We start from the raw sequence: 25,342 nt of genomic DNA, 5'->3' as shown, positions 1-25,342 counted from the left end.
CTAGCCCGCCTCTGTCAGGATCAGTTGCAGCCCGGCGCGCCGCGCCACGTGATCCAGCCCGACGCTGCGCAGCAGTGTCAGCGCCGCCGCGATGTCGCCGGGATCGCTGGCGGCCCCGGTGTTGAGCAATGCGGTCGCGGTCAGGATCGCCTCGCCCACACGCTTTTCGCGCAGCATCCGGCTGAGATCGGGGGGCAGCCGCTTGTCGGGGGCAATCTCCCCGCTCAGGCCCGAGATCACCGCGCCTTCGACATCGTCGGCGCCCTTGGCGCCGGACATCTCGCCCAGGGCGACGGCCTTCAGCAAGGCTTCGACCGGGGTGGCGGAGGTGTGCTCGCGCGCGGCGCGCTCGGCCTCGTCCGTAAGCAGGCGGATGCGGAACACCAGCGGCGCCAGGGCGTCGGGAAGCGCGATTCCCTCAAGCTGCGGCGCGACATAGCGGGCAAAGGGCAGCGACAGCCGCGCCCGCGACATCGCGCGCCAGGCGACGGGCAGGGTTCGGGCGATGGCCTGCGGGTCGCGGTCCTGAAGGGCGCTTTCCAGCGCCTGCTGCGCGCCGACCCTGTCCCACAGCCCGCCAGAGGCCGCGGGCAGCCGCATCATGTAGATCTGTGCCAGCCGCGCGGGGTCCACCGCGTCGCGACGCGCCAGCCGCTCCGCCGCCTCGATCTGCGATTTCCATCCGGATTGGTCGGTCAGATCGGCATGGGCAAAGGCCAGCGGCTGGCCGCGCGATGGCAGCGGCTCGCCGATGGCGGCCAGCATCTTGTATTGCAGCGGTGTGACGGTGTCGGTGACCAGCGGGCCCGCGTTCGGATCGTCGTACTCGGGGTCCAGAAACCGGCGCAGCAAGGCGTCCTCCTCGCGGGAGACGGCGCCGAGCGCCTGCGCGGTTTCCAGCGTCAGCGCGGCCGCGTTCCAGTCGCCGCCGCGCGCCAGACAGAAAATCCGCGCGGGCAGGGTGGGGGCGATCTGGGGCGTGTCGCGCATGACCTGACAGGCGTGATCTTCCTGCCCGGTCAGCAGGCTGATGTCGAACCAGCGCCGGAACAGCGCCGCATCGCCGGTCCCGATATGGTTCAGCAGCGCGGCCGCATCCCCCAGCGCGGCAAAGGACAGAAGCTTGTCGATCCGCTCCAGCAGCAAGAGGTTGCCGCCGTTAGAATCCACCGGCGGATCAAGCTGCGCCAGCAGGATGGATTTGACCAGCCCCCGCGCCGCGGGCAAGGCGCCGATGGCCTGCGCGTTGATCAGCGACACGATCCGCCCTGTCGGCGTCGGCCCCCATAGATCCGGGCTCAGCCCGTAATCGGAGGCGGGCAGCAGCCCGAGCGCATCGGGCGGGGTACGGGGCAGGGGCCGCACGTCGATACTGCCGACGGAGGCATCGCCGCTGACCGGCGGCTCCAGCGCCACGCGCGGCGATTCGACCGACCGGCTGAGCCAGTCGATGGCGGACAGCGGGCTGCCGTCGCTGCGTGCGCCGTCCTGGCCGGGGCCGACGGGTTGCTGTGTCACACCGGCCCCCGCAGAAAGGGTCAGGATCAGCGAGGCAGCGCAGAAGAGGCGCGTTCTAGTTGACATTCAACTGGACCGGCTCGTTGATGACCTCTTGCTGGGGGGACAAATCGCCCAGAAAAGCAAATCCGACGAGCCCGATAAACCCTAGAATCAAAAGGTAAAACAGGATTTTGAAAAGGCGTCCCATTGCTGCTCCATCCGGACTTTGGCTTTATTGTATCTTTTATATATGGCAAATGAGGCAAGTTCACGCCATTCAGGCAAAGAAATTCTTATAAGCGGGACGTCGCCGTTCGTGACACTGCATCTGAAAAAAACGGTTGTCATGGTCGGAATGATGGGTGTCGGGAAGACCGCCGTCGGAACCGCGCTGGCCCGGGATCTGGGTGTGGCCTTCATCGATTCCGACGCCGAGATCGAAAGGGCCGCGAACGCCAGCATCGCCGAGATCTTTGCCCGCGACGGAGAGCCCTTCTTTCGCGACAAGGAGGCGCAGGTGATCGCGCGCCTGCTGCGCGGGCCGCCGAGCGTGCTGTCGACCGGCGGCGGGGCCTTCCTGGCCGAGGCGAACCGCGCGCTGATCTCGGCCGAGGGCGTTTCCGTCTGCCTGCAGGCCGAGCTTGACCTGTTGTGGCAGCGCGTGCGGCACAAGACCACGCGGCCTCTGCTGATGACTTCCGATCCGCGCAAGGCGCTGGAAACGCTTTATGAAGCGCGCGCGCCGATCTATGCGCAGGCCGATCTGATCGTGAAGGCGCGCCATGGCGCCTCGATCGCGCAGACCGCCTGCGCGGTGCACCGCGCGCTGCTCGAAAACCACTATCTGGAGGACGACGCCGAATGAATTGCGAGACGGTGCATGTCGCCCTGGGGGCGCGGTCTTACGATGTGCGCATCGGCGCGGGCCTGATCGAGACCGCGGGGCAGCAGATCGCGCCGCTGCTGGCGCGTCCCCGGGTCGCCGTCATCACCGATGAAACGGTCGCCGGCCTGCATCTGGAGCGGCTGCGCGAGGCTCTCGCCGATCAGGGCATCGCGATGGTGTCGCTGGCGCTGCCCGCGGGCGAGTCCACGAAATCCTGGCCGCATTTCACCCGCGCCGTCGAATGGCTGCTGTCGGAAAAGATCGAGCGTCAGGATCTGCTGATCGCCCTGGGCGGCGGCGTCATCGGCGATCTGGCGGGGTTCGCGGCGGCGGTGCTGCGGCGTGGCATCCGGTTCGTGCAGATCCCGACCAGCCTGCTGGCGCAGGTCGACAGCTCGGTCGGGGGCAAGACCGGGATCAACGCGCCGCAGGGCAAGAACCTGATCGGCGCCTTTCATCAGCCCGCCCTGGTGCTGGCCGATGTGGCTGCGCTGGCCACGTTGCCGCCGCGCGATTTTCTCGCCGGTTATGGGGAAGTGGTCAAATACGGTCTGCTCGGGGATGCTGATTTTTTCGAGTGGCTGGAACGCAACGCGCCCGCCCTTGTCGCGGGCGGCAGCGCGTTGCGTATCGAGGCGGTGCGCCGGTCGGTGCGGATGAAGGCCGATATCGTCGCGCGCGACGAGACCGAACAGGGGGAACGCGCCCTGCTGAACCTGGGCCACACCTTTTGCCACGCGCTGGAGGCCGCGACCGGCTACAGTGATCGGCTGCTGCACGGCGAAGGCGTGGCGATCGGTTGTGCGCTCGCCTTCGAGGTGTCGGCGCGGCTGGGCCTGTGTGCGCAGGAAGATCCGAGTCGCGTCAGGCAGCATCTGCGTGCGACGGGTGCCAAGACCGACCTTGGCGATATCCCGGGCCCCTTGCCGCAGGCGGATACGCTGATCGATCTGATGGCGCAGGACAAGAAGGTCGTCGCCGGGACGCTGCGCTTTGTCATGGCGCAGGGGATCGGGCGCGCTTTCGTCACCAGCGAGGTGCCGCGCGAGGTGCTGCGCGAGGTGCTGACCGACGCCCTGGCCGCGCGCGGGAGGTGACCGGCGGCGCGTGATCCGACGCGGTGCGAGGTTCATGCGCTCCATTCGTCGCGGAGCGCAAGATTTTGTTCATAAACAAAAAAGCCTGCCTGCGTGGGTGCAGGCAGGCCATGGGCTTGCGCAGGTATATGCGTGGGCTCAAAACGGAATTTCGTCGTCCATGTCCGAGGCGGGGCCCGATGGGCCGTCATAGCCGCCGCGCGAGGACTGCCCGCCGCCGGAGCCGCCTTGTCCGCCGCCCTGGTACTCATCGCGGCCGGAGTAGCCGCCGCCGCCGCCGCCTTCACCGCGCCCGTCCAGCAACGTCAGCTCGCCGCGGTAGGGACGCAGCACGACCTCGGTGGAGTAGCGGTCCTGGCCCGATTGATCCTGCCATTTGCGCGTCTCGAGCTGGCCCTCGATGTAGACCTTTGACCCTTTCCTCAGGTACTGCTCCGCGATGCGGGCCAGAGGTTCGGAAAAAATCGCCACGGAATGCCACTCGGTCCGTTCGCGCCGCTCTCCGGTGTTGCGATCCTTCCAGTTTTCGGAGGTCGCAATGCGCAGATTACAGACCTTTCCGCCGTTCTGAAAGGTTCGCACCTCGGGATCGCGGCCCAGGTTGCCGACGATTATCACTTTGTTCACGGACCCGGCCATAAGGTGCCTCCATCGAATCTATATATTGTCGAAGCGTGAGGTTACTTGGTGAAGGACGGATTAAAAACCCGGAATGCTATGCGGAGGAATATCTTCCCGCATTTTGTCGATTGCCCTATCCTGTCGCCACAAATCGACAGGGTCCATAATTTCATGCGATATTTCATTGTTCTAGGGGTATATCTGGCGGCATTCATGCCATTGGATGCCGTCGCCGAATCCATCGGGGCCTCATCCAAGGCGCGTTCGAAGCTCTTCGCCAGCCAAGCCGCGCTGCTCGATTCCCGTCTGTCCAAACAGTATTCTGCCTCCAGCAGATTGCAGCCCAAATCGACCAAATCCACCAAGACCGAGCCGCGCGCCGAGCTGGGCGCGCGCGCCGTGCCTCGCTACAACGGGCAGTACCGGGGTCAGTACATGCCGGTCGCGCGCAGTGCCGCGCGACGTCACGGCGTGCCGGAGGATCTTTTTCTGCGCCTCGTTCAGCAGGAAAGCAACTGGAACCCTAAGGCGGTCAGCCGCAAGGGCGCGATCGGTCTGGCGCAGCTGATGCCTGCCACCGCACGCATCCTGGGGGTCGACCCGCGCTCGCCCCGGGAAAATCTGGACGGCGGCGCGCAGTATCTGCGCAAGCAGTACGACAGGTTCCGCAACTGGTCGCACGCGCTGGCCGCCTATAACGCGGGTCCGGGGGCCGTCAGCAAATATGGCGGCATTCCTCCATATTCCGAGACGCGAAACTATGTGCGCGTTATCATGGGCAGCCCGTAGCACAGAGATTTGGACAAGGCAGATCGCCGCGGCCTCAACCCATCGACGCCGAGGCACGACGCGCCTTGGATTTCAGCCTTGCCGCCAGGGTTTCGATATCGTCGCCCGCGACTTTGGGGACGATGCGATAGGCCGCGTTCACGAAGCAGAACAGCGCAAAACCGAGCAGCCCCACGCAGATGATGCCGACCAGGAACTTGCCGAAGGGCTGCTGCGCCAGGAAAGTGAACGCCTTGCCGACGCCGCCCGCGTTGTCGGGCTGCGCGGTGAAACCGGCATAGATGAAAAACGCGCCGATCAGCACGATCAGGGCCCCCTGCGCCGAGACGCCGAATTTCAGAACCGGATTCCATTGTGCGGTGAAATGGTTAGCGACCAGGTGATCGCGGTAGGTCTCTTTCCACGCCTTGCGCAGGTAGTAGAGCCCGGCCCCGAATGTCGCCACGCCAGCCAGCGCCACGATCCAGCGTCCGGCCGGCACCGACATGACCTTGGCGGTGGCGCGCGCGATCGAGGATTCGTCCCCGCCGCCGGAGGTGAACAGCACCGCCAGCGCCGCGAAACCGATGCCCAGATGGATCGCCCCGGTCACGACCATGCCTGTGCGGGCCGTCACGCCCTTGGCGGTCTGGCCGTAATTTTCCAGATCATAGGCGGCGTCGAACCCGCGCCACACGGCGTAGGCCAGCATCCCGAGGAAAATGAGGCCAAGCCCCAGAGTGCCGAGCGGTGAGTTTTCCAGCGATTGCAGCGCGGTTCCCGTGCCCTCGCCGGAGCCGCCGCGCATGACGGAAAAGATCGAGAACCCCGCCACCACGAGGTAGACGAGACCGCGGCCCGTGTAGCCTGCGCGCATCACCGGCACGGTCCAGGCCAGATTGTCGTTATTGCTCATCCGCCCGGGGCCTCGCCTATGATTGCATTGCTCTGGGGCAACCCGCGCACCACAGGATTCGTTCCCCTGGCTGAAACCTTATTCGGTCGCCGTCGTGATCACGGGGGCCATGTTCAGCAGGATATCCCGATCCAGGTGGCATTTGATCATGTGATCGCCGAAGGTCTGCATCGGCGGGACGCGGGTTTCGCACAGATTGCCGGGCACCTGCGATTTCCAGCGACACCGCGTCTGGAACGGGCATCCCGGCGGCGGCTCCATGGCGGAGGGAATCTCCCCCTCCAGGACGATGCGCTTCTTTTTGATCCGCGTGTCGGCGATCGGCACGGCGGACAGCAAAGCTTCGGTATAGGGGTGATAGGGCGGGGAGAAGACCTCGGCGGTGGCGCCGATCTCGACCACATGGCCCAGGTACATGACCAGCACGCGATCGGCCAGGTAGCGCACGATCGACAGATCATGCGAGATGAACAAAAGGGTGGTCTTTTCGCGCTGCTGGATCTGCATCAACAGCTCTGAAACCGCCGCCTGCACCGAGACATCGAGTGCGGAAACCGGCTCATCCGCCACGACGATGCGTGCGCCGCCCGCGAAGGCGCGCGCGATCCCGACGCGCTGCTTCTGCCCGCCGGACAATTGCCGCGACATGCGCGTGGCAAAGGCGCGGGGCAATCGGACCATGTCCAGCAGTTCGAGCATCCGGCCCCTGCGCTCGGCCTGCGTGGTGCCGACGTCGAACACCTCCAGCGCGCGCTGGATCTGGCGGCCAACGCTCATCGACGGGTTCAGCGTGTCAAAAGGGTTCTGAAAGATCATCTGTATCGCCGAAACGGTCCGTGTGCCGCGTTTCTGGATCGGGGTCGACTGAATCGCGCGGTCGTCGAGCATGACCGTGCCCGCCGTCGCGGTCTCCAGCCCCAGCAATACCTTGGCGAGGGTGGATTTTCCGCAGCCCGATTCGCCGACAATCGCCAGCGTCTCGCGTTCGCGCGCCTCGAAACTGACGGCCTCCACCGCTTTGACGGTCTTTGTCTCGCCGCGCTTTCCGAACAGCGAATTCGCGGCGACCTCATAGTATTTTTGCAGGTTTTCGACGCGCAGCACCACCTCCCCGGGTGTGGAGTCCACAGCTTGATCGGGCCGGGTGACAGGGCCTGTCCAGTCGATCTCATCGTAGCGGATGCAACGGGTATCGTGACCGGCGTTCCCCTCGACGGGCAGCATCGGGATTTTCATCGCGTCGCAGCGTCCGGCGACGAAATGGTCGCAGCGCGGGCCGAAATTGCATCCCGGCGGCCGTTCGTGGGGCAGGGGCAGATTGCCCGGAATGGCGATCAGCGGTCGGCTGCGCTTGTTGGCCCCCGGCAGCGGAATCGATCGGAAAAGGGCCTGCGTATAGGGGTGGCGCATCCGGTCGAACACGGTGGAAACGGACCCGGTTTCAACGGCTTCGCCCGCGTACATCACGCAGATCCGGTCGCAGACATCCATGATCAGGCCGAGGTTGTGCGATATGAAAAGCATCGACGTGCCGTATTTCCGGCCGAGCGCCTTGACCAGCTCGACGATCCCGGCCTCGACGGTGACGTCAAGCGCGGTCGTCGGTTCATCCAGGATCAGCAGGGCCGGTTTGGACATCAGCGCCATCGCGATCACGATGCGCTGCTGCTGCCCGCCCGACAGCTGATGCGGATAGGCGTCCAATATGCGCTGCGGATCGGGCAGGCCGACGTCGCCGATCATCTCCAGCGCCAGGCGACGGGCCTCCTGCGGGGCGGCGGCGGCATGCAGGATCGGCACCTCCATCAACTGTTTTCCCACCTTCATCGCCGGGTTCAGCGAGGCCATGGGCTCCTGGTAGATCATCGCGATTTCAGATCCGCGCAACCGTCGCAGGCCCGCCTGATCCATGGTGACCAGATCCCGCCCCCTGAACCGGATCGTGCCGCCGACGATGCGCCCGTTGGGTCCCAGATCGCGCATGACGCCCAGCGCGACGGTGGATTTGCCGCAACCGGATTCACCCACCAGGCCAAGCGTTTCGCCAGGGCGGATCGTGCAGCTGAAGTCCCTGACGGCCGGGATCTCGTCGCGGCGGGTGAAAAAGCTTATCGACAGCTTGTCGATGTCCAGCAACGGCGCGGTCGTGTCGGGGCCGGGCATTTCATCGTGCGGGGGGGTCGGATCGCTCATCTCAGTCCCTCAGGCTTTCTTCGCGCAGCCCGTCGGCCAGCAGGTTCAGCCCGAGCACGAGGCTCATCAGGGCGAAGGCGGGCACCAGCGCGGGATGCGGATAGATCGACAGCAGCTTGCGCCCGTCATTGATGGTGGAGCCCCAGTCGGGCGATTCCGGTGAGACGCCTAGGCCGAAAAAACCCAGTGTTCCCAGAAGGATCGTCGTGTATCCGATACGCAGGCAGAAATCGACGATCAGCGGGCCGCGGGCGTTGGGCAGGATCTCCCACAGCATGATGTACCAGGGGCCCTCGCCGCGGGTCTGGGCGGCGGCGACATAATCGCGGGTCTGGATGTCCAGCACGATGCCGCGCACGATGCGAAAGACCGTGGGCGAGTTCACGAACACCACCGCGACGAAGACGTTCAACAGGTTCGGGTCCATGTAGAAGACGCCCAGCGGGTCGGCGTTGAACGCGAGCCCCGAATAGGCCCAGAAGCCAAGCACGAGCGTCGCCGCCACCAGCATGTTGCGCAGCATCGGTCTGGTGAAATACCGGCTGTTCCACAGGATCGTCAGAAAGACGATGGGAAACAGGAACAGGATCGCCGCGAGGACGGTCGGGATGCCGGTGAGGCGGATCTCCGGCGTGACCAGCAGGTAGAACAGCAAGATCACCGGAAAGGCGAGCACCAGGTTGGCAAGGAAGGTCAGCAGCGTGTCGAGCCGCCTGCCGAAATAGGCGGCCGACAGGCCCAACGTGATCCCGACGATGAAGGCGAAGAGCGTGGCGGTCGGCGCGATGGCCAGCACACGCCGCGCGCCCATCACCATGCGGCTGAACACATCGCGGGCCAGGTTGTCGCCGCCCAGCAGGTAATATTGGCCCGCGGCCTCGCTTGCCGGAAAGCCCGGCGGCTTGTTCTTCATGCCCGACACCTGCGCCAGCGGGTCGAAGGTGACGATCAGATCGGCGAAGAGCGCCGTGAACACCCAGAACATCACGATCGCAAAGCCCGCCATGCCGATCGGGCTGTCGAAAAGCTTGCCATAGAGGCCCAGCCGCCGCTTGAAACCCACCGACAGCGCGAAGGTGACGATCAGCGCGATCCAGACAGGCAGGAACTGCGACAGCAATTGTCCCGCGATCTGCACCCAGGAGAGTGTGTCCATCCTTGCCCCCCCCTCCTAGGTGATTCTGATGCGGGGGTTGAGGTAGACGTAGCCGATATCGGAAATCAGCTGGGTGACCAGGACCACGATCACCGCCACCACCGACGCGCCCATCAAAAGCTCTATGTCGTTGTTGCTGGCGGCCTGGACCAGGACCCAGCCGAACCCCTTGTAGTTGAACAGCGTCTCGACGATGACCACGCCGTTGAGCAACCAGGGGAATTGCAACATGATCACGGTGAAGGGCGCGATCAACGCGTTGCGCAGGGCGTGTTTCATCACGATGGCGGGAAAGCCCACCCCCTTCAGCCGCGCGGTTCTGATGTATTGCGCGGTCATCACCTCCGCCATCGAGGCGCGGGTCATCCGGGCGATATAGCCGGTGCCGTAAAGCGCGATGGTCAGCACCGGCAAGGCGAAGTTGGTGAATGTCGCTTCGTCCATCGCGCTGGTGGCGGTGCCCTTGAACCACTTCAGCCCCACCGCCGAAGAGGCGAAGACCGCGATGAGGATGACGCCCGAGACATATTCCGGCGTGGCCGTGGTGGCGATGGAGACCGTCGAAAGCGCCCGGTCGGTGCGCGATCCCTCACGCATCCCCGCCAGCACCCCCAGCAGCAGGGCGGCGGGCACCATCACCGCAAGCACCCAGAACATGAGCTTTCCCGTCAGGCCGAGACGCTTGGCGATGATCTCTGACACGTCCTCCCGAAACACGGAGGAATAGCCCCAATTGCCTTGCAGGACGCCGCAAAATCGCGCCTCGGGCCGTCCGCTGTCGGCGCAGCGGCCCGTGCGGCCTTCGGCCTGCGGGTCTTGCCAGCCGGGCACCACGCCCAGCCATTCGCCATAGCGCGTCAGAAGCGGCTGGTCGTAGCCGTTGCGTTGCAGCCAGGATGTCACGTCGGCGTCCGACATGCGGTTGTTGCCTTGCGTCTTGGCAAGTTTTTCCAGGTTCGGCGGCAGGTTGGTCAGGAAAAACACCACGAAAGTCAGGCACAGTGCCGTCAGAAGCATTACCCCCAGCCGTCGCAGCAGGAACAGTCCCATGTGTTTTCCTCTTGATGCGGCGAGGGGGGCGGCCGTCGGCCGGGGTGCCTGCCGGGCTCCGGTGCGGGTTGCCGCCCCCTCCGGTTCAGCTCAGCCCCAGCTTGTAGGGATGAATCTCGAACGCGGGATGCTGCTCGGCCCCGATGACGCCGGGCGCCGCATAGCGGTAGGTCGCGCGCCAGTAGGGCTGAACGATGACGCCGTCGTCGCGCAGGATCTGCTCCAGCTCGGCCATGATCTTGCTGCGTTTGTCGGCATCCGCGATCGACATGGCCTCGGTGAGCTTGCTGTCGAACTCGGGGTTGGCGTAGCCGGTCTCGTTCCACGGTTCGCCACTGCGATAGGCCAGCGCCAGCGACTGAACCCCCAGCGGCCGTCCCGCCCAGTTGGTCACGCTGAAGGGGTACTTCAGCCAGTCGTTCCAGAAGGTGGAGCCGGGCAGCACCGTCCGTTTGACCTGGAAACCGGCATCGCGCAGCTGGGCCGCGGCGGCGTCGGCGGTGTTGCGGCGCCATTCGTCGTCGATGGAAAACAGCTCATGCTCGAAATCGGTGAAACCGGCTTCTTCCATCAGGGCCTTGGCCGCTTCGGGGTCGTATTCGCTGGGGCCGATATCGGCATATTCGGGGTGGATCGGGCAGACATGGTGATCCGCGCCGACCAACCCGTGACCGGCATAGCCCAGCTCCAGCAGCACGTTGTTGTCGATCGCCAGCGCCAGCGCGCGGCGCACGCGCTTGTCGGCATAGGGCTTGCGGCCGTCGACCTCCACCTGCTGGTTGCCGCGCAGCACGACGGTGTTGGCCGTGACGGTTTCCGATTGCTGCCAACCCAGCGCGTCGAACATCTCGGTGAAATCGCCCGGCGTGTCGTACATGGTATCGACGTCGCCCGCGTCGGCGGCGGCGAACCAGGCGGCAGCGTCCTCTCCGTAGTCGATGAACTCGATCCGATCGAGGTACGGGCCACCGTAGACATCCGTGCCCCACCATTCGAAGCCATCGTTCGCGACCAGCACGCCCTTGACGCCGACGTCGAGCGTTTCCGGCAGGAAGGGGCCGGTGCCGATCGGGTCGGCCATCGGATCGCCGCCGGTGAAGCTGCTGTGGACCACGGCGGCGGGATAATCGGAAAAACCGGCGATCAGCGTGATGTCGGGGGCGGGCAGGTGCAGCAGCACGGTGGTGTCGTCAGCCACCTCGACGGCGCCTTCGCGCAGCTTGCCGGTGTCGGGGTCGACCAGCTGTCCCATGCGCGACGCCATCGAGTTGCCCTCGACGCCGCTGTCGCACCATCGTTCGATGTTATGGGCGACATCCTGGGCGGTAAAGGCGTCGCCGTTGGTCCACTTCGCGCCGCCGCGGGTGTTCAGCACGTATTCCGTGGCATCGTCATTGACTTCCCAGCTATCCAGCAGCATCCCGCGGAAGGTGCCGTCGCGGTTGTATTCGACCAGATATTCCAGCCACCCGCGTGAGAAATTGGCCATCTCCGACCAGTCGTAGAGGCGCGGGTCCTTCAGGGCCATGACCTTGCTCTGGATGCGCAGGGTGCCGCCCTTGGCGGGCTCTTGCTGGGCGCGGGCGGGCGCGGTCAGCCCGATCAGCCCGTAGGCGGCCCCGGCCGAGACGCCGAGCGCGGTGGCGCGGGTCAGGAATTCGCGGCGGTCCAGCCGTCCGGCCAGATGTTCCATCGCGTGCATCGTGGCCGCCGGATGCAATCCGGCGCGCTTGAATCTCGATTTTACCATGGGAATACCTTTCTGTTGTGCTTTGTGCCCGGCTTGCGCGGGCGATGCTGTGCACGGTGGGTTCCCGTGTCGTCGGACACGCACCGCGTTCTTGCGCATCTAGCGGTTGATGACGCGATGGAAAGTTCGCTGCGACGCCTTCTCTGCCATTTCGCGCGATTGCGCGGCCTCTGCGCGGTTTCGTACAGTCAGGGTCGGCGGCGGCAGGTGTGGCGCCTTCTCGTGCAGGTGCGGCTGGGGGTGGCCAACAGGGCGCATCAGGCGGCAAGCCCCAGCCGATAGGGATGAATCTCGAAGGTCGGGTGCATCTCGGCCCCGATCACCTTGTCGGCGTAATGGCGGTAGAGCGAGCGCCAGTAGGGCTGTATCACCACGCCCTCCTGCTGCATGATTTCCTCGATGCGCACCATGACCTCGCGCCGCTTGTCGACATTGTCGATCGACAGCGCCTTGTTCAGCAGCGTGTCGAATTCGGCGTTGGAAAAGGCGGATTCGTTCCAGGCCTCGCCCGTGCGATAAGCCAGCGCCAGCACCTGTACGCCCAGCGGCCGCATGTTCCAGTTGGTCGACGAAAACGGATAGGTCAGCCAGCCGTTCCAGAAGGTCGAGCCGGGCAGGATCGTGCGTTTGACCTTGATGCCCGCGTCGCGCAGCTGCGCCGCGACGGCATCGGTGGTGTTCTTGCGCCAATCGTCGTCGATGGAAATCAGCTCATGTTCGAAATCGGCCATCCTGGCGTCTTCGAGCAGTTCCAGCGCGGCGGCGGGGTCGTAGGTCGCAGCCCCGATATCGGCATATTCGGGGTGGATCGGGCAGACGTGATGATTGGCCGCCACGATACCGCGGTCGGCGTAGCCCAGTTCCAGGCAGACCGCGTTCTGGACCGCCATTTGCAGCGCGCGGCGCACGCGTGGATCGGCGTAGGGCTTGATGCCGTCGACCTCGGCCTGCTGGTTGGGACGAATGGTGATGGTGGCGGCGGTCACCACCTCGGAGCGGTTCCAGCCGGTGCTGTCCATGATCTCCACGAAATCGCCGACGGTCTCGTAAAGCATGTCGACCTCGCCCGCCTCGGCGGCCGCCACCCAGGCCGAAGGGTCGGTGCCGTAGTCGATGTATTCGATCCGCTCCAGCGTGGCGCCGCCGTAGTCCGGCGCCCTGTCGCCCCACCAGTCATGATCCGTGTTGCGCCGCAACACGGCCTTGACGCCGACCTCGAGCGTTTCGGGCACGTAGGGTCCGGTGCCGAGCGCCTGTTCGATCATGCGTTCGGGATCGTGATCCTTGTGCACCACGGCGGCGGGGTAGTCGGCCATGCCGGGAATGATCGAGATATCGGGCTTGGGCAGATCCAGCGTGACGGTCAGCGCGCCGGTGGCCTTGATCGCGCCCTGGATCGCCCGGTTTGTGTCCGGGTCGATCAGCGTGGCCATCCGCCCGGCCATGGAGTTGCCCTCCACGGTCTTGTCGCACCAGTATTCGAGGATGCGCACCACGTCTTCGGCGGTGAACTTGTCGCCGTTGTTCCAGGTCACGTCCGGGCGCAGGTTCAGCGTGTAGCGCGTGGCGTCCTCGTTGACTTCCCAACTGTCGAGCAGCATGCCGCGAAACGTGCCGTCGCGGTTGTATTCGACCAGATATTCCAGCCAGCCGCGGCTGAAATTGGCGATCTGGCTCCAGTCGTAGGTGCGCGGATCCTTGAGCGCGCGCACCTCGGTCTGGATGCGCAGCGTGCCGCCCCGGCGCGGCGTGGCGCTTGCGGGCTGCGCGGTGGCGGGGGCGATCCCCGCAAGCGCGTATGCGGTGGCGGAGGTCGCGCCCAGGGCCGAGGCGCGCGCGAGGAATTCGCGCCTGTCAAGCTGACCGGCGCGATGTTCATCGGCATACATGGCGACGGCGGGATGAAGCGGCTTGCCGTTGATGGTGGTCCTGGTCATGTCGTCTCTCCCTCCGCGCGGGTGTCACCTGGATCCCGGCCATTGATCCGACCGGCCAGGGCCCATCTGGTGCCTGCACCTGGTCTCCGTCAGGCTCGTCTGTCTGGCGCGCTCAACTGGCCCGTTCCCTTGGCAATTCAAGTGCTATTCGGCACATCTTTGTGTGACAGGTCAATGACGCGATCGGAATTCGGGGGTGTTGCCCGACGGGTCGCGCGGGCGTGTCCGGTGGCGCGTCTGGTGGCGTATCCGGTCAAGGATGGGTCGGGGACGGGCCGGGAAAGGGATCTGCGGACGCTCGGTTCATCCGAGGCGCGCGGCGTCGATCTGCTGCCAATCGGTCATGCCGGAGCGGAACCAGGTGCGCTGCCGCTTGGCGTAGCGGCGGGTTTCTACGACCGCACGATCCAGCGCGGCGTCGAGTGAAAGCGTACCCTCAATATAGTCTCGTAACTGACTGGCGCCAATGGCTTTGGACGAGGGCGGACTGCCCCCGCCGGCGGTGTGGTCGAGCAAGCCGCGCCGCATGTTCGCGCGCACCTCCTCAAGGACGCCGGCCTCGATCATCCGGTGCAGCCGGGTCTCGATGCGCGGGGTCAGCCATGCGGGCGGGGCCTCCAGCACAAGCGCCGCGCAACCGGCCAGGGGCATCGGCGGCGCGGGCGTGTCGCGGTGCCAGCGGGCCAGCCCGCGTCCGGTGGCGTGCAGCACCTCCCACGCGCGCTGGATGCGGCGGGGATTCTGCCGGTCCAGGCTCTGCGCGGTGGCCGGGTCGCGGCGATCCAGATCGGCCAGCATCGGCGCGGGGCCCTGCGCGGCCAGCCAGGCGTCGGCCTCGGCGCGGATCGCGGGCGGGATCGCGGGCACCTCGGCCAGCCCCTCGGTCAGGGCGCGAAAGTAGAGCCCGGTGCCGCCGACGATGATCGGCCGCATGCCGGGATGATCGCGCCTGATGCGCGCGACGTCCCGCAGCCAGTGACCGACGGAATAGTCATCGGCGCCGTCGACATGCCCGTAAAGGTGATGCGGTGCGCGGGCTTCGTCCCGCGGGTCGGGGCGCGCGGTCAGGATATGCCAGTTGCCGAATACCTGAAGCGCGTCGGCGTTCAGGATCATGCCGCCGCGGTCGCGCGCGATTCGCAGCGCCAGCGCCGATTTGCCCGACGCGGTCGGCCCCGCGATAAGAACGGGCCGGTCGGGGGGCAGGGCGTCGATGATCCGGGCGATGTCACTGTGCATCGGGGTGTCTTGCCGTCTGGACGGCGCGGCTGCAAGCGCGAAGGCGGGCGGGCCGTCGCCGCGCCTGCGGATGTCGGCCCATCGGGCTGTTGGGCGTTGTGCCCTGCCGGGTTTTGCGACATTGTCCCCGCGATTCAATTACCACAGGAGCATCACCATGACGGAGCCAACTTCGACCGGCGAAGGGACCTCCTACAAGAGGGTGATGCTGAAGATCTCGGGCGAGGCGCTGATGGGCCCGCAGGGATACGGGCTGCATCCGCCGACGGTCGAACGCGTCGCCGACGAGGTGCAGCGCGTGCATGAGATGGGCGTTGAGATCTGCATGGTGATCGGTGGCGGCAACATCTTTCGCGGCCTGCAGGGCAGCGCGCAGGGGATGGAGCGTACGACCGCCGATTACATGGGGATGCTGGCCACGGTGATGAACGCGCTGGCGATGCAGGCGGCGCTGGAAACCCGCGGTGTGTGGACCCGCACGATCAGCGCCATCCCGATGGACCAGGTGTGCGAGCCCTACATCCGCCGCCGCGCCGTGCGCCATCTGGAAAAGAAGCGCGTGTGCATCTTTGCCGCCGGCACCGGCAATCCCTACTTCACCACCGACACCGCCGCCACCCTGCGCGCGAGCGAGATGAAGTGCGAGGCGATCTTCAAGGGGACCAAGGTGGACGGCATCTACGACAAGGATCCGATGATCCACGCCGATGCCAAACGCTATGACCGGGTCAGCTATGACGACGTGCTGCAAAAACGGCTGAAGGTCATGGACGCCTCCGCCATCGCGCTGGCGCGCGACAACAATCTGCCGATCATCGTCTTTTCGCTGGACGAGCCCGGCGGGTTGAAGGGTATCCTTGAAGGGCGAGGCACCTATACAATCGTGCACGGTTGAGGGTATACCGGCCGAAATTACCTGCAACGCTCGGAAATTGACGGAAGTAGACATGGCAGACAACGATCTGGAAATCGACCTGGACGAGTTGCAACGACGCATGGACGGAGCCATGAGCGCGCTGCGTCAGGAGTTTCAGTCGCTGCGCACGGGGCGGGCCTCGGGCTCGATGCTGGATTCGATCACGGTCGATGCCTACGGGCAGCCCACGCCGATCAACCAGGTGGGCACCGTCAACGTGCCGGAGCCGCGGATGATCACCGTGACGGTCTGGGACAAGCAGCTGATCGGCAAGGTGGAAAAGGCGATCCGCGAAAGCGGGCTCGGAATCAACCCGGTAGGCGACGGCATGGTGATCCGCCTGCCCATCCCGGAGCTGAACGAGGAACGCCGCAAGCAGCTGAGCAAGCTGGCCGCGCAATATGCCGAAAGCGCGCGCGTTGCGATCCGCAATGTGCGCCGCGACGGCATGGACCAGCTGAAGAAGGCCAAGGCCAACGGCATGGGCGAGGACGACCAGAAGATCTGGGCCGACGAGATCCAGGAGCTGACCGACAAGGCGATCGCGCGCATCGACGAGACGCTCGAACACAAGCAAGAAGAGATCATGCAGGTCTGACATGTAGTGCCGCGGCGCAAGCCGCATCCGAAGGATAGTGTGGTGCCCCAAAGCAAAGTGACGAGCGCGAACCATGTCGCCATCATCATGGACGGAAACGGCCGCTGGGCGCAGCAGCGCGGCCGTCCCCGTCTGTTCGGCCATCAGGCCGGTGCGCGCCGGGTCCGCGAGATCGTGGAGGCCTGTCCCGATCTGGGGGTCGAGTATCTGACGATCTTCGCCTTCTCGACCGAGAACTGGAAGCGCACCCAATCCGAGGTCGCGGGGCTGATGTCGCTGTTCCGGCGCTATATCGCCAAGGAGATGCAGTCCTTCATGCGGATGGGCGTCTGCGTGCGCTTCATCGGCGATCGGGTGCGGCTGGATGAGAAGCTGCGCCAGCTGATGGACGATGTCGAGCATCTGACGCGCAACAACGGCCGCACCAATCTGACCATCGCGCTGAATTACGGCGGCCGCGACGAGGTCGCCCGGGCCACCCAGCGTCTGGCGCGCGAGGTCGCCTCCGGCAAGCTGTCGCCCGACGCGGTGGATGAAACGACGCTGGCGCGGTTTCTGGACACCTGCCTTCTGCCCGACCCCGATCTGGTGATCCGCACCTCGGGCGAGGCGCGGATTTCCAATTTCCTGCTGTGGCAGTCGGCCTATGCGGAATATGAGTTCATCGACACGCTCTGGCCCGATTTTACCGCCGATGTCTTCGCGCAGGTCCTGTCGCAGTTCGGTCGCCGCGAACGTCGCTTCGGCGCCGACGTGGCATGAGGGCAGCCGGCCGATGGGATGACCTGGCCACCCGCATGGGCTCGGGGCTGGCGATGGTGGTCATTGGCACGCTCGCGATCTGGGCGGGCGGTCTGTGGCTGCTGGCGCTAACCGCGGGCGTGACGGGGCTGATCGTGTGGGAGCTGTCGCGCATGGTCGCGCCGTCCTCGGTCTATCGCGCGATGATTTACGGCTGTCTTTCGGCGCTCGTCATCGCGGTCTCACCCTATGTCGGTGCGGAGTGGAGCGTGCCGCTGGTGGCCGCGCTCGCGCTGGTGGCGGCGCTGCGGATGCCGCGCGACCGGGCGCTGTTCGGCCTGTTCCTTCTGGCGATCCTGGCCTCGGGCTACGCGCTTGTCACGCTGCGCGCGCATAACGGAATGCTGTGGCTGTTCTGGGTCGTGGCGGTCGTCGTGGTCACGGATGTGTTCGGCTATTTCGCGGGCCGCTTCATCGGCGGGCGCAAGTTCTGGCCGCGGGTCAGCCCGAACAAGACCTGGGCGGGCACCATGGCCGGATGGATCGGCGCCGCCGGGGCAGGGATGGCCTTCATGGCGGCGACCGGCGGCAGCGTTAACCTGATCTGGGTCAGCGTGCTGTTGTCCATGGCCTCCCAGACGGGGGACATTTCGCAAAGCGCGATGAAGCGGCGCGCAGGCGTCAAGGACAGTTCGGCCCTGATTCCGGGGCATGGCGGGCTGTTCGACCGCTTCGACGGCGTGCTGGGGGCGATGCTGTTCCTGCTGCTGCTGGCGCTGGTCTTCGATCTGCCGCAGGTTCGCAGTTGAGCCGCAAGATCACGATCTGCGGGTCTACAGGGTCGATCGGACGCAATACGGTCGATCTGATCGCCCGCGCCCCTGATCGGTATCAGGTGGTGGCGCTGACCGCGGGGTCGAACGTGGAATTGCTGGCGCGGCAGGCACGGCTGCTGCGGGCGGGTGTCGCCGTGATCGGCGATGCCGGGCGTTACGACGATCTGAAACAGGCGCTTGCCGGAACCGGGATCGAATGCGCCGCCGGGGCCGAAGCCGTGGCGGAGGCGGGTGCGCGTCCGGCCGACTGGGTGATGTCGGCCATCATCGGCGCCGCCGGGTTGCCGCCCGGGCTGGCCGCGTTGCGGCAGGGGGCGACGCTGGCGCTGGCCAACAAGGAAAGCCTGGTCGCCGCGGGTCCGTTGATCCTGGCCGAGGCGCGGCGCCATTCGGCCAGGATCCTGCCCGTGGACAGCGAGCATTCCGCCGTTTTCCAGGCCTTGACGGGCGAGGATATCGCCGCCGTGGAACGGGTCATCATCACCGCCTCCGGCGGGCCGTTCCGCGACTGGACCGCCGCGCAGCTGGCCACGGCCACGCCCGCGCAGGCCTCCGACCATCCCAATTGGGACATGGGCGCGCGGATCACCATCGACAGTGCCTCGATGTTCAACAAGGCGATGGAAATCATCGAGACACATGAATTTTTCGGCATTGATCCCGACCGGATCGAGGTGCTGGTGCATCCGCAGTCGCTGGTTCATGCGCTGGTCGGTTTTTGCGACGGCGCGCTGATGGCGCATGTGGGGCCTGCCGATATGCGCCACGCGATCGGCTATGCGCTGAACTGGCCGCGCCGCGCGCCGCTGCCGGTCGAGCGTCTCGATCTCGCGCGGATCGCCACGCTGAGCTTCGAGCCGCCCGATCCCTGCCGTTTTCCCGCCCTGCGCCTGGCGCGCGAGGTGATGGCGGCGGGCGGGCTGTCGGGTGCCGCGTTCAACGCTGCAAAGGAAACCGCGCTGGATCTGTTTGTCGAGGGTCAACTGGGTTTCACCGCGATGGCTTCGCTGGTAGAAACCGTTCTCGACAGGCTTTCAGCCGAAACGCGCCTTGGTGGTGCCGAATTTAGCCTTGATGATGTGCTTCATATAGATACGTCGGCCAGGACATTGGCGCGTCGCCTGGGTGAAGGCAAAGGTTTGGGGAATAAGTGATGTTGAGTGAATTGATCCCGTCCTTCGGAGGACTTGTCGGAACGCTGGGCGCCTTCGTGATCGCGCTGAGTGTGATCGTGGCGATCCATGAATACGGCCATTACATCGTCGGGCGCTGGTGCGGCATTCACGCCGAAGTGTTCTCGCTGGGGTTCGGGCCGGTGCTTCTGTCGGGCTTCGATAAGCGCGGCACCCGCTGGCAGCTGGCGGCGTTGCCCTTCGGCGGTTACGTCAAGTTCCTGGGGGACAGCGACGCGGCCTCGGGCAAGGACGGCAAGCAGATCTCGCAGATGTCGCCCGAAGACGAAAAGCGCACGATGCACGGCGCCGCGCTCTGGCGGCGTTCGGCCACGGTGGCGGCGGGGCCGGTGTTCAACTTCATCCTCTCGATCGCGATCTTCGCGGGCGTGATGTTCGCGCAGGGCATGGCGGTGGAAACGCCCACGGTCGGTTCGCTCAAGCAATTGCCGCAGGCCGTCGACGGGTTGCAGCCGGGTGACGAGATCGTCGCGGTTGCAGGCCAGCCCGTGGTGGGCTTCGGCGATATCTACGATCTGGGCGACAAGCTGCCGCTGGGGCCCACGCAATACACGGTGCGCCGCGACGGGCGCGAGATGACGGTGGAGGGGCCGTTCCCGATGCCACCGCGCATCGATCAGGTGCACCCGAAATCGGCCGCGATGGACGCGGGCTTGCAGGTGGGCGATGTGATCTTGTCGATGAACGGCGCGCCGGTGAGCGCGTTTCGCGAGATGCGCCAGCGGGTCGAGGCGGCGGGCGGCAAGCCCATGGTGCTTGAGGTCTGGCGCGACGGCACGATCTTCGAGGCGACCCTGACGCCGCGCCGGGTGGATCTGCCTGTCAACGGCACCGGGTTCGAAACCCGCTGGCTGCTGGGCATTTCGGGCGGCCTGTTCTTCGAGCCGCGCACCGAGCGCCCCGGCCCCTTGCAGGCCATCGGCTTCGGCGCCCAGCAGACCTGGCAAATCGTCACGTCCAGCCTCTCGGGGCTTGCGCATATGGTCACGGGCGCAATCAGCTCGTGCAACCTGCAAGGCCCGCTCGGCATTGCCGAAACCTCGGGTGCCGCGGCCAGCCAGGGGGTTGTCAGCTTCATCTGGTTCATCGGTGTTCTGTCGACGGCCGTGGGGCTGCTGAACCTGTTCCCGATTCCGGTGCTGGACGGCGGCCATCTGATGTTCCACGCGGTGGAGGCGATCACCCGCAGGCCGCCCAACGACCGGGTGCTGCAGGTCTTCTTCGCCGCGGGGCTGACGTTGCTGTTGCTGCTGATGGTCTTCGCGCTGTCCAACGACATCTTCTGCCCCTAGGGCAGAAGGGCTGCGCGCCGCTGGCGGTTCAGGCCGCGTCGAATGTCACGAAAGCTGCGCGGGGCGGTCACATTGCCGCCCCATTTCCGCCTGAATTCCGTTTTAAGCTGCTGACCAACGGCGCGCGCGGTCTGCGCATGGAAGGGAGGCGATGATGCAAAAACTTCAATACGGTTATCGCGGAATGGCGTTTCTTATCGGCCTCAATCTCGACCGGATGCTCTGGCCCGCGGCGATCGCCGCGGCGCTTGTCGGCGCGCATTACCTCGGCAGCCTCTGACCGGGCGAAACCTCCTCCTCATGAACCGACCCGCGGCTGTTGCAGAGATGCGTCAGCCGCTTTTCTTGGTTTTGACAAGGTAGTGGTTAGCCGCTACTCAGATCTCAATGAGGACAGGGCAAGGGGCAAAAATGAAACCGTCGTCCACGCGTATGCGCAATAAGCCTGGAAAAGGGCTCCGCGCCCTTAGAAACAGCGTCGTTCTTCCGGTGGCGGGCGCGCTTGCCATGTTGATCATGCCGGTCGATCCGAGCTGGTCGCAGAGTTTCCGTTTCGATTCAGTGCAGATCGACGGGAACCAGCGGATCGAGGACGCGACCATCCTGTCGTATTCCGGCATCAACCGCGGTCAGGCGCTGTCGGCGGGCGAGGTGAACGCCGCCTATCAGCGGATCGTGGATACTGGCCTGTTCGAATCCGTCGAGATCGTGCCGCAGGGCAGCCGTCTGGTGATCAAGGTGGTCGAACGCCCCGCGATCAACCGCATCAGCTTCGAGGGCAATGCACGGATCAAGGACGATGCGCTCAGCGGGATCATCACCTCGACCGAGCGCAAGGTCTTCAGCCCCGCCCAGGCCGAGCAGGACGCCCAGGCGATCGCCGACGCCTACCGGCAGGAAGGGCGTCTGGCCGCGACCGTGACCCCCAAGATCATCCGCCGGAGCGACAACCGCGTCGATCTGGTGTTCGAGATCACCGAAGGCCGCGTCGTGTCGACCGAGCGGATCAGCTTTGTCGGCAACCGGTCCTATTCCGACCGCCGTCTGCGGCGCGTGCTGGAATCGAAACAGGCGGGGCTGTTGCGCGCGCTCATCCGCAACGACACTTTCGTGGCTGACCGCATCGAATTCGACAAGCAGCTGCTGACGGATTTCTACCAGTCGCGCGGGTTCATCGATTTCCAGGTGCTCGACGTCACCTCCGAGGTCACGCGCGAACGCAACGCCTATTTCATCACCTTCAACGTGCGTGAGGGGCAGTCCTACGATTTCAACAAGATCACCGTGACCAGCGAGGTGCCGGGCGCCGTGCCCGCCGAATTCCTGGCCGCCAGCAAGATCGACCGTGGCGACACCTATTCGCCCACCGCGATCGAGACCACGATCGCGCGGATGGAACGTCTGGCGGTGCAGCGCGGCTTGAACTTCGTCCGGGTCGAGCCGCAGATCACCCGCAACGAGGCGTCGCAGACGCTGGATGTGAATTTTGCGCTGGTCAAGGGCCCCCGCGTCTTTGTCGAGCGTATCGACATCGAGGGCAACAATACCACGCTCGACGCGGTGATCCGGCGCCAGTTCCGCATCGTCGAGGGCGATCCCTTCAACCCCCGTGCGATCCGCCAGGCCGCGGAGCGCATCCGGGCGCTGAACTATTTCGAGACGGCCGACGTCACCGCGCGCGAAGGCGCCACGCCCGAGCAGGTCATCGTCGATGTGAATGTCGTCGAGGCCCCGACCGGCAGCCTTTCGTTCGGCGCGAATTATTCCGTCGACAACGGGATCGGCCTTACCATCGGCTTTTCGGAGCGGAATTTCCTGGGCCGGGGACAATTCCTGTCCTTCAACGTCACTGCCGGGACCAGCAATCAGGAATACAGCTTCGGCTTCCGCGAACCGGCGCTGCTGGGGCGGGATCTGACCTTCGGCATCGACGCGTCCTACAAGGAAACGCAGGGCTACAACTCGAACTTCGACACCAAGCTGGCGTCGTTCTCGCCCTCGATCGCCTTTCCGGTCAGCGAGGACGGGCGGCTGGAGCTGCGCTATCGCTTCCGCTACGACGAGATCCTGAACGTGTCGACCGACAGTTCGGCCATCTTGCAGCGCGAACAGGGCACCGCCTCCGTCAGCGAACTGGGCTATACCTATTCCTACGACACCCGGCGCACCGGGCTCGACCCCAATGCCGGGATCCTGTTGCAGTTTTCGCAGGATTTCGCGGGCGTCGGCGGCGATGTCAGCTATGTGCGCACCACCGCACGCGCGGTCGGCGAGAAAAAGATCGCGCGGGAGGAAGTGACCCTGCGCGCCGCGCTTGAGGTCGGAGCGCTGAACACGCTGTCGGGCAACACCCGCATCACCGACCGGTTCAACCTGTCGTCGCGCCAGCTGCGCGGGTTCGAGCCCGCTTCGGTCGGGCCGCGCGATCTCACGGCGGTCAACCAGGACGCCCTGGGCGGCAATTACTTCGCCGTCGCCCGGATGGAGGCCGAGTTCCCCGTGGGTCTGCCGGAAGAATACGGCATCACCGGGGGCGTCTTTCTCGACGTGGGCAGCGTCTGGGGGCTGGATGACACCGCAGGCTCCGGCGGCACCGTCGACGACAGCGCCAAGCTGCGCTCCGCGGTCGGGGTGTCGGTGTTCTGGCGCACCGCCATCGGCCCGCTGCGGTTCAATTTCGCCACGCCGCTGGCCAAGGAAGACTACGACAAGACCCGTGCCTTCGATCTGACGATCTCGACCGAGTTCTGATCATGCGCGCGGCGGCGGCATTGTGCCTGAGCGCGGCGCTGCCCTTCGGGGCGGCGCTGGCGCAGCAGGGCAACCCGGTGCGCGTGCTGCCGGGGGGCGAGCAACTGGCGCAGGGCATTCCGCAAAGCCCGGTCCTGACGCTCGATCAGGACCGGCTGTTCCGTCAGTCTCTGTTCGGGCAACGCGTGCTCGCCGACCTCGAAGCGGAGACAAAGGCGCTCTCGGCCGAGAACCGCCGTATCGAGGGCGAGCTTGCGAAAGAGGAAAAGGAACTGACGGTGCGGCGCGAAACCATGCCGCCTGCGGAGTTCAACAAGCTTGCCGACGCCTTCGACAAGCGGGTCGTCGGCATCCGCGCCGCGCAGGATGCCAAGGCGCGCGCGATTTCGCAGATTTCCGACAAGGGCCAGCAGGCGTTTTTCGAACGCGCCTTTCCGGTGCTGGCCGAGGTGGTGCGCCAGACCGGCGCCTTTGCCATCCTCGACAGCCGGGCCATCGTGATTTCGGCAAACACCATCGACATCACCGATCAGGCGATCCAGCGCGTGGATCTGGTCCTGGGCGATGGCACGCCGACGATCACCATGGAAGACCCCGGCGCGGTCGACGCCCCCGCCGCGCCAGAGGCGCCTGCGGCCGCGCCGCAGACGCCGGTTGATGGTCCTGTCGGCGGTCCTGCGGGGGGCGCTGTCGGGGGAGGCGTCGGTGGTGCGCCTGACCGCGCGCCCGCGGGGGGCGGGGCCGATGCGGCCCCCGTCCTGCCCGATGCGCCCGCGGCACCCGCGCCGCAGTGACATCGCGCGCTTGTTCCCGTGGGGACGACTTGCTAGGCAGTCAGCAGAGCCGCCACGCGCCCGGCGCGGTGCAATGAATTGCGGTGCCCCAGCGGTGCAAGAGGACATGACATGAGCCAGACCGAGCCGAAATTCGCTGATATCGACCTGATCCAGCGCATCATTCCGCATCGCTATCCGTTTCTGCTGGTCGACAAGGTGCGCGATATCGTCGGCTATGACAGCGCGGTCGGGATCAAGAACGTCACCTTCAACGAGCCGCATTTCCAGGGCCATTTCCCCGGCGCCCCGATCATGCCCGGCGTCACCATCGTCGAGGCGATGGCCCAGACCGCCGCCGTCATGGTGGGGGTGGAGCTTGACCTGGCGGATAAGGATTTTCTGGTCTATTTCATGGCCATCGAAAGCTGCAAGTTCCGCCGCAAGGTGGTGCCGGGCGACGTTCTGGAAATGCACGTCGAGACCCGCCGCGGCGGCGGCAAGGTGTGGAAATTCCACGGCCGCGCCACCGTCGAGGGCGAGCTTGCCTGCGAGGCAGAGTTCACCGCAATGATGGACATGCCCAAAAAGGGATGATCGCTGTGCAGAAAATCCACCCCAGCGTTCTGATCCATCCGACAAGCGTCGTGGCCGAGGGCGCGCAGCTGGGCGAAGGCTGCGAAATCGGCCCGTTCTGCAACGTGGGTGCCGAGGTGACGCTGGGCGCGCGCGTGATCCTCAAGAGCCACTGCGTCGTGACCGGCGCGACCGAGGTGGGCGATGACACGGTGATATTTCCCTTCGCCGTGGTGGGCGAAATTCCCCAGGATCTCAAGTTCTCGGGCGAGAAGACCCGCCTGGTGATCGGATGCCGCAACCGCATCCGGGAGGGGGCCACGCTGAACACCGGGACCCAGGGCGGCGGCGGCATCACGCGGGTGGGCGACGATTGCCTGTTCATGACGGGCGCCCATGTCGGCCATGACGCGCAGGTCGGCAACCGGGTGGTCATGGCCAATCAATCCGCGCTGGCGGGGCATTGCATCGTGGGCGACGACGTGATCATCGGCGGGCTTTCGGGCATTCATCAGTTCGTGCGCCTTGGCCGTGGCGCGATCATCGGCGCGGT

At 65.6% G+C, this 25,342-nt stretch carries 23 protein-coding genes; 14 read left to right on the top strand and 9 right to left on the bottom strand.

Annotated features, from left to right (window positions below):
* Complete coding sequence (locus ACU0BR_RS10185) at window positions 1–1,518, bottom strand: hypothetical protein (protein WP_446156730.1); 1,518 nt, start codon at window positions 1,516–1,518, stop codon at window positions 1–3.
* 298 nt (window positions 1,519–1,816) lie between these two features.
* On the opposite strand from ACU0BR_RS10185, the gene ACU0BR_RS10180 reads away from it, so the two are divergent.
* Together ACU0BR_RS10180 and aroB are read left to right on the top strand one after the other, a co-directional pair.
* Window positions 1,817–2,365, top strand: coding sequence for a shikimate kinase (locus ACU0BR_RS10180; RefSeq protein ID WP_446156729.1), 549 nt, complete (start codon window positions 1,817–1,819; stop codon window positions 2,363–2,365).
* Window positions 2,362–3,483, top strand: a complete 1,122-nt coding sequence (aroB, locus tag ACU0BR_RS10175; RefSeq protein WP_446156728.1) for a 3-dehydroquinate synthase — start codon at window positions 2,362–2,364, stop codon at window positions 3,481–3,483. Before ACU0BR_RS10180 ends, aroB begins: the two co-directional genes overlap by 4 nt.
* 138 nt (window positions 3,484–3,621) lie before the next feature.
* Here the strand turns inward: aroB and ssb are convergent, their stop codons facing one another.
* The gene (gene ssb, locus ACU0BR_RS10170) at window positions 3,622–4,122 is read right to left on the bottom strand and encodes a single-stranded DNA-binding protein (protein ID WP_446156727.1); all 501 of its coding nucleotides are present in this window, start codon (window positions 4,120–4,122) and stop codon (window positions 3,622–3,624) included.
* 195 nt (window positions 4,123–4,317) lie between these two features.
* Between ssb and ACU0BR_RS10165 the strand changes: the two genes are divergently transcribed.
* Entirely contained in the window at window positions 4,318–4,893 is a 576-nt protein-coding gene (locus tag ACU0BR_RS10165) for a lytic transglycosylase domain-containing protein (RefSeq protein ID WP_446156726.1), read from the top strand.
* 34 nt (window positions 4,894–4,927) lie between these two features.
* On the opposite strand, the gene ACU0BR_RS10160 is transcribed toward ACU0BR_RS10165, so the two are convergent.
* From ACU0BR_RS10160 to miaA, 7 genes are all read right to left on the bottom strand, one after another.
* Window positions 4,928–5,788, bottom strand: coding sequence for a DUF1206 domain-containing protein (locus tag ACU0BR_RS10160; protein WP_446156725.1), 861 nt, complete (start codon window positions 5,786–5,788; stop codon window positions 4,928–4,930).
* 78 nt (window positions 5,789–5,866) lie between these two features.
* Window positions 5,867–7,981 carry a dipeptide ABC transporter ATP-binding protein gene (locus ACU0BR_RS10155; protein WP_446156724.1) on the bottom strand — a complete coding sequence of 705 codons (2,115 nt, stop codon included), beginning with the start codon at window positions 7,979–7,981 and terminating at the stop codon, window positions 5,867–5,869.
* 1 nt (window position 7,982) lies between these two features.
* Window positions 7,983–9,137, bottom strand: coding sequence for an ABC transporter permease (locus ACU0BR_RS10150; RefSeq protein ID WP_446156723.1), 1,155 nt, complete (start codon window positions 9,135–9,137; stop codon window positions 7,983–7,985).
* A gap of 15 nt (window positions 9,138–9,152) precedes the next feature.
* Window positions 9,153–10,187 carry an ABC transporter permease gene (locus ACU0BR_RS10145; RefSeq protein WP_446156722.1) on the bottom strand — a complete coding sequence of 345 codons (1,035 nt, stop codon included), beginning with the start codon at window positions 10,185–10,187 and terminating at the stop codon, window positions 9,153–9,155.
* Between the two features lie 85 nt (window positions 10,188–10,272).
* Entirely contained in the window at window positions 10,273–11,937 is a 1,665-nt protein-coding gene (locus ACU0BR_RS10140; protein WP_446156721.1) for an ABC transporter substrate-binding protein, read from the bottom strand.
* 257 nt (window positions 11,938–12,194) lie between these two features.
* On the bottom strand, window positions 12,195–13,874 hold the full coding sequence (locus ACU0BR_RS10135; protein ID WP_446156720.1) for an ABC transporter substrate-binding protein: 1,680 nt from the start codon (window positions 13,872–13,874) through the stop codon (window positions 12,195–12,197).
* A 303-nt stretch (window positions 13,875–14,177) separates the two neighbouring features.
* Window positions 14,178–15,113 (bottom strand): tRNA (adenosine(37)-N6)-dimethylallyltransferase MiaA, encoded by a 936-nt coding sequence (miaA, locus tag ACU0BR_RS10130; protein ID WP_446156719.1) that lies wholly within the window; start codon window positions 15,111–15,113, stop codon window positions 14,178–14,180.
* A 157-nt stretch (window positions 15,114–15,270) separates the two neighbouring features.
* Between miaA and pyrH the strand changes: the two genes are divergently transcribed.
* From pyrH to lpxA, 11 genes are all read left to right on the top strand, one after another.
* Complete coding sequence (pyrH, locus tag ACU0BR_RS10125) at window positions 15,271–16,008, top strand: UMP kinase (protein ID WP_446156718.1); 738 nt, start codon at window positions 15,271–15,273, stop codon at window positions 16,006–16,008.
* 52 nt (window positions 16,009–16,060) lie between these two features.
* Window positions 16,061–16,627, top strand: a complete 567-nt coding sequence (gene frr / locus ACU0BR_RS10120) for a ribosome recycling factor (protein ID WP_446156717.1) — start codon at window positions 16,061–16,063, stop codon at window positions 16,625–16,627.
* Window positions 16,628–16,666: 39 nt separating this feature from the next.
* Window positions 16,667–17,389: a polyprenyl diphosphate synthase gene (gene uppS / locus ACU0BR_RS10115; RefSeq protein WP_446156716.1), complete on the top strand. Its 723-nt coding sequence runs from the start codon at window positions 16,667–16,669 to the stop codon at window positions 17,387–17,389.
* The gene (locus ACU0BR_RS10110) at window positions 17,386–18,177 is read left to right on the top strand and encodes a phosphatidate cytidylyltransferase (protein ID WP_446156715.1); all 792 of its coding nucleotides are present in this window, start codon (window positions 17,386–17,388) and stop codon (window positions 18,175–18,177) included. The genes uppS and ACU0BR_RS10110 overlap by 4 nt, the downstream gene beginning before the upstream one ends.
* Complete coding sequence (gene dxr / locus ACU0BR_RS10105) at window positions 18,174–19,358, top strand: 1-deoxy-D-xylulose-5-phosphate reductoisomerase (protein ID WP_446156714.1); 1,185 nt, start codon at window positions 18,174–18,176, stop codon at window positions 19,356–19,358. Before ACU0BR_RS10110 ends, dxr begins: the two co-directional genes overlap by 4 nt.
* A complete protein-coding gene (gene rseP, locus ACU0BR_RS10100) occupies window positions 19,355–20,689 on the top strand; it encodes an RIP metalloprotease RseP (RefSeq protein ID WP_446156713.1) in 1,335 nt (444 codons plus the stop codon). Before dxr ends, rseP begins: the two co-directional genes overlap by 4 nt.
* Before the next feature lie 154 nt (window positions 20,690–20,843).
* Window positions 20,844–20,969 carry a hypothetical protein gene (locus ACU0BR_RS10095; protein WP_446156712.1) on the top strand — a complete coding sequence of 42 codons (126 nt, stop codon included), beginning with the start codon at window positions 20,844–20,846 and terminating at the stop codon, window positions 20,967–20,969.
* Window positions 20,970–21,100: 131 nt separating this feature from the next.
* Window positions 21,101–23,440 carry an outer membrane protein assembly factor BamA gene (gene bamA / locus ACU0BR_RS10090; RefSeq protein ID WP_446156711.1) on the top strand — a complete coding sequence of 780 codons (2,340 nt, stop codon included), beginning with the start codon at window positions 21,101–21,103 and terminating at the stop codon, window positions 23,438–23,440.
* A gap of 2 nt (window positions 23,441–23,442) precedes the next feature.
* Window positions 23,443–24,234 carry an OmpH family outer membrane protein gene (locus ACU0BR_RS10085; protein WP_446156710.1) on the top strand — a complete coding sequence of 264 codons (792 nt, stop codon included), beginning with the start codon at window positions 23,443–23,445 and terminating at the stop codon, window positions 24,232–24,234.
* Between the two features lie 111 nt (window positions 24,235–24,345).
* On the top strand, window positions 24,346–24,810 hold the full coding sequence (fabZ, locus tag ACU0BR_RS10080; RefSeq protein ID WP_446156709.1) for a 3-hydroxyacyl-ACP dehydratase FabZ: 465 nt from the start codon (window positions 24,346–24,348) through the stop codon (window positions 24,808–24,810).
* A gap of 5 nt (window positions 24,811–24,815) precedes the next feature.
* Window positions 24,816–25,342: acyl-ACP--UDP-N-acetylglucosamine O-acyltransferase (gene lpxA / locus ACU0BR_RS10075; RefSeq protein WP_446156708.1), on the top strand; the 527-nt coding region annotated here is incomplete at its 3' end.

It is taken from the genome of Brevirhabdus sp. (genome assembly GCF_052826345.1).
This window is presented reverse-complemented; position numbering and strand designations above follow the sequence as displayed.

Excerpts from the sequence above, each read along its gene's own strand:
- aroB (WP_446156728.1), top strand. The coding sequence starts at position 2,362 with ATGAATTGCGAGACGGTGCATGTCGCCCTGGGGGCGCGGTCTTACGAT.
- ssb (WP_446156727.1), bottom strand. The coding sequence starts at position 4,122 with ATGGCCGGGTCCGTGAACAAAGTGATAATCGTCGGCAACCTGGGCCGC.
- ACU0BR_RS10165 (WP_446156726.1), top strand. The coding sequence starts at position 4,318 with ATGCCATTGGATGCCGTCGCCGAATCCATCGGGGCCTCATCCAAGGCG.
- ACU0BR_RS10160 (WP_446156725.1), bottom strand. The coding sequence starts at position 5,788 with ATGAGCAATAACGACAATCTGGCCTGGACCGTGCCGGTGATGCGCGCA.
- ACU0BR_RS10155 (WP_446156724.1), bottom strand. The coding sequence starts at position 7,981 with ATGAGCGATCCGACCCCCCCGCACGATGAAATGCCCGGCCCCGACACG.
- ACU0BR_RS10150 (WP_446156723.1), bottom strand. The coding sequence starts at position 9,137 with ATGGACACACTCTCCTGGGTGCAGATCGCGGGACAATTGCTGTCGCAG.
- ACU0BR_RS10145 (WP_446156722.1), bottom strand. The coding sequence starts at position 10,187 with ATGGGACTGTTCCTGCTGCGACGGCTGGGGGTAATGCTTCTGACGGCA.
- ACU0BR_RS10140 (WP_446156721.1), bottom strand. The coding sequence starts at position 11,937 with ATGGTAAAATCGAGATTCAAGCGCGCCGGATTGCATCCGGCGGCCACG.
- ACU0BR_RS10135 (WP_446156720.1), bottom strand. The coding sequence starts at position 13,874 with ATGACCAGGACCACCATCAACGGCAAGCCGCTTCATCCCGCCGTCGCC.
- miaA (WP_446156719.1), bottom strand. The coding sequence starts at position 15,113 with ATGCACAGTGACATCGCCCGGATCATCGACGCCCTGCCCCCCGACCGG.
- pyrH (WP_446156718.1), top strand. The coding sequence starts at position 15,271 with ATGACGGAGCCAACTTCGACCGGCGAAGGGACCTCCTACAAGAGGGTG.
- frr (WP_446156717.1), top strand. The coding sequence starts at position 16,061 with ATGGCAGACAACGATCTGGAAATCGACCTGGACGAGTTGCAACGACGC.
- ACU0BR_RS10110 (WP_446156715.1), top strand. The coding sequence starts at position 17,386 with ATGAGGGCAGCCGGCCGATGGGATGACCTGGCCACCCGCATGGGCTCG.
- ACU0BR_RS10095 (WP_446156712.1), top strand. The coding sequence starts at position 20,844 with ATGCAAAAACTTCAATACGGTTATCGCGGAATGGCGTTTCTTATCGGC.
- bamA (WP_446156711.1), top strand. The coding sequence starts at position 21,101 with ATGAAACCGTCGTCCACGCGTATGCGCAATAAGCCTGGAAAAGGGCTC.
- ACU0BR_RS10085 (WP_446156710.1), top strand. The coding sequence starts at position 23,443 with ATGCGCGCGGCGGCGGCATTGTGCCTGAGCGCGGCGCTGCCCTTCGGG.
- fabZ (WP_446156709.1), top strand. The coding sequence starts at position 24,346 with ATGAGCCAGACCGAGCCGAAATTCGCTGATATCGACCTGATCCAGCGC.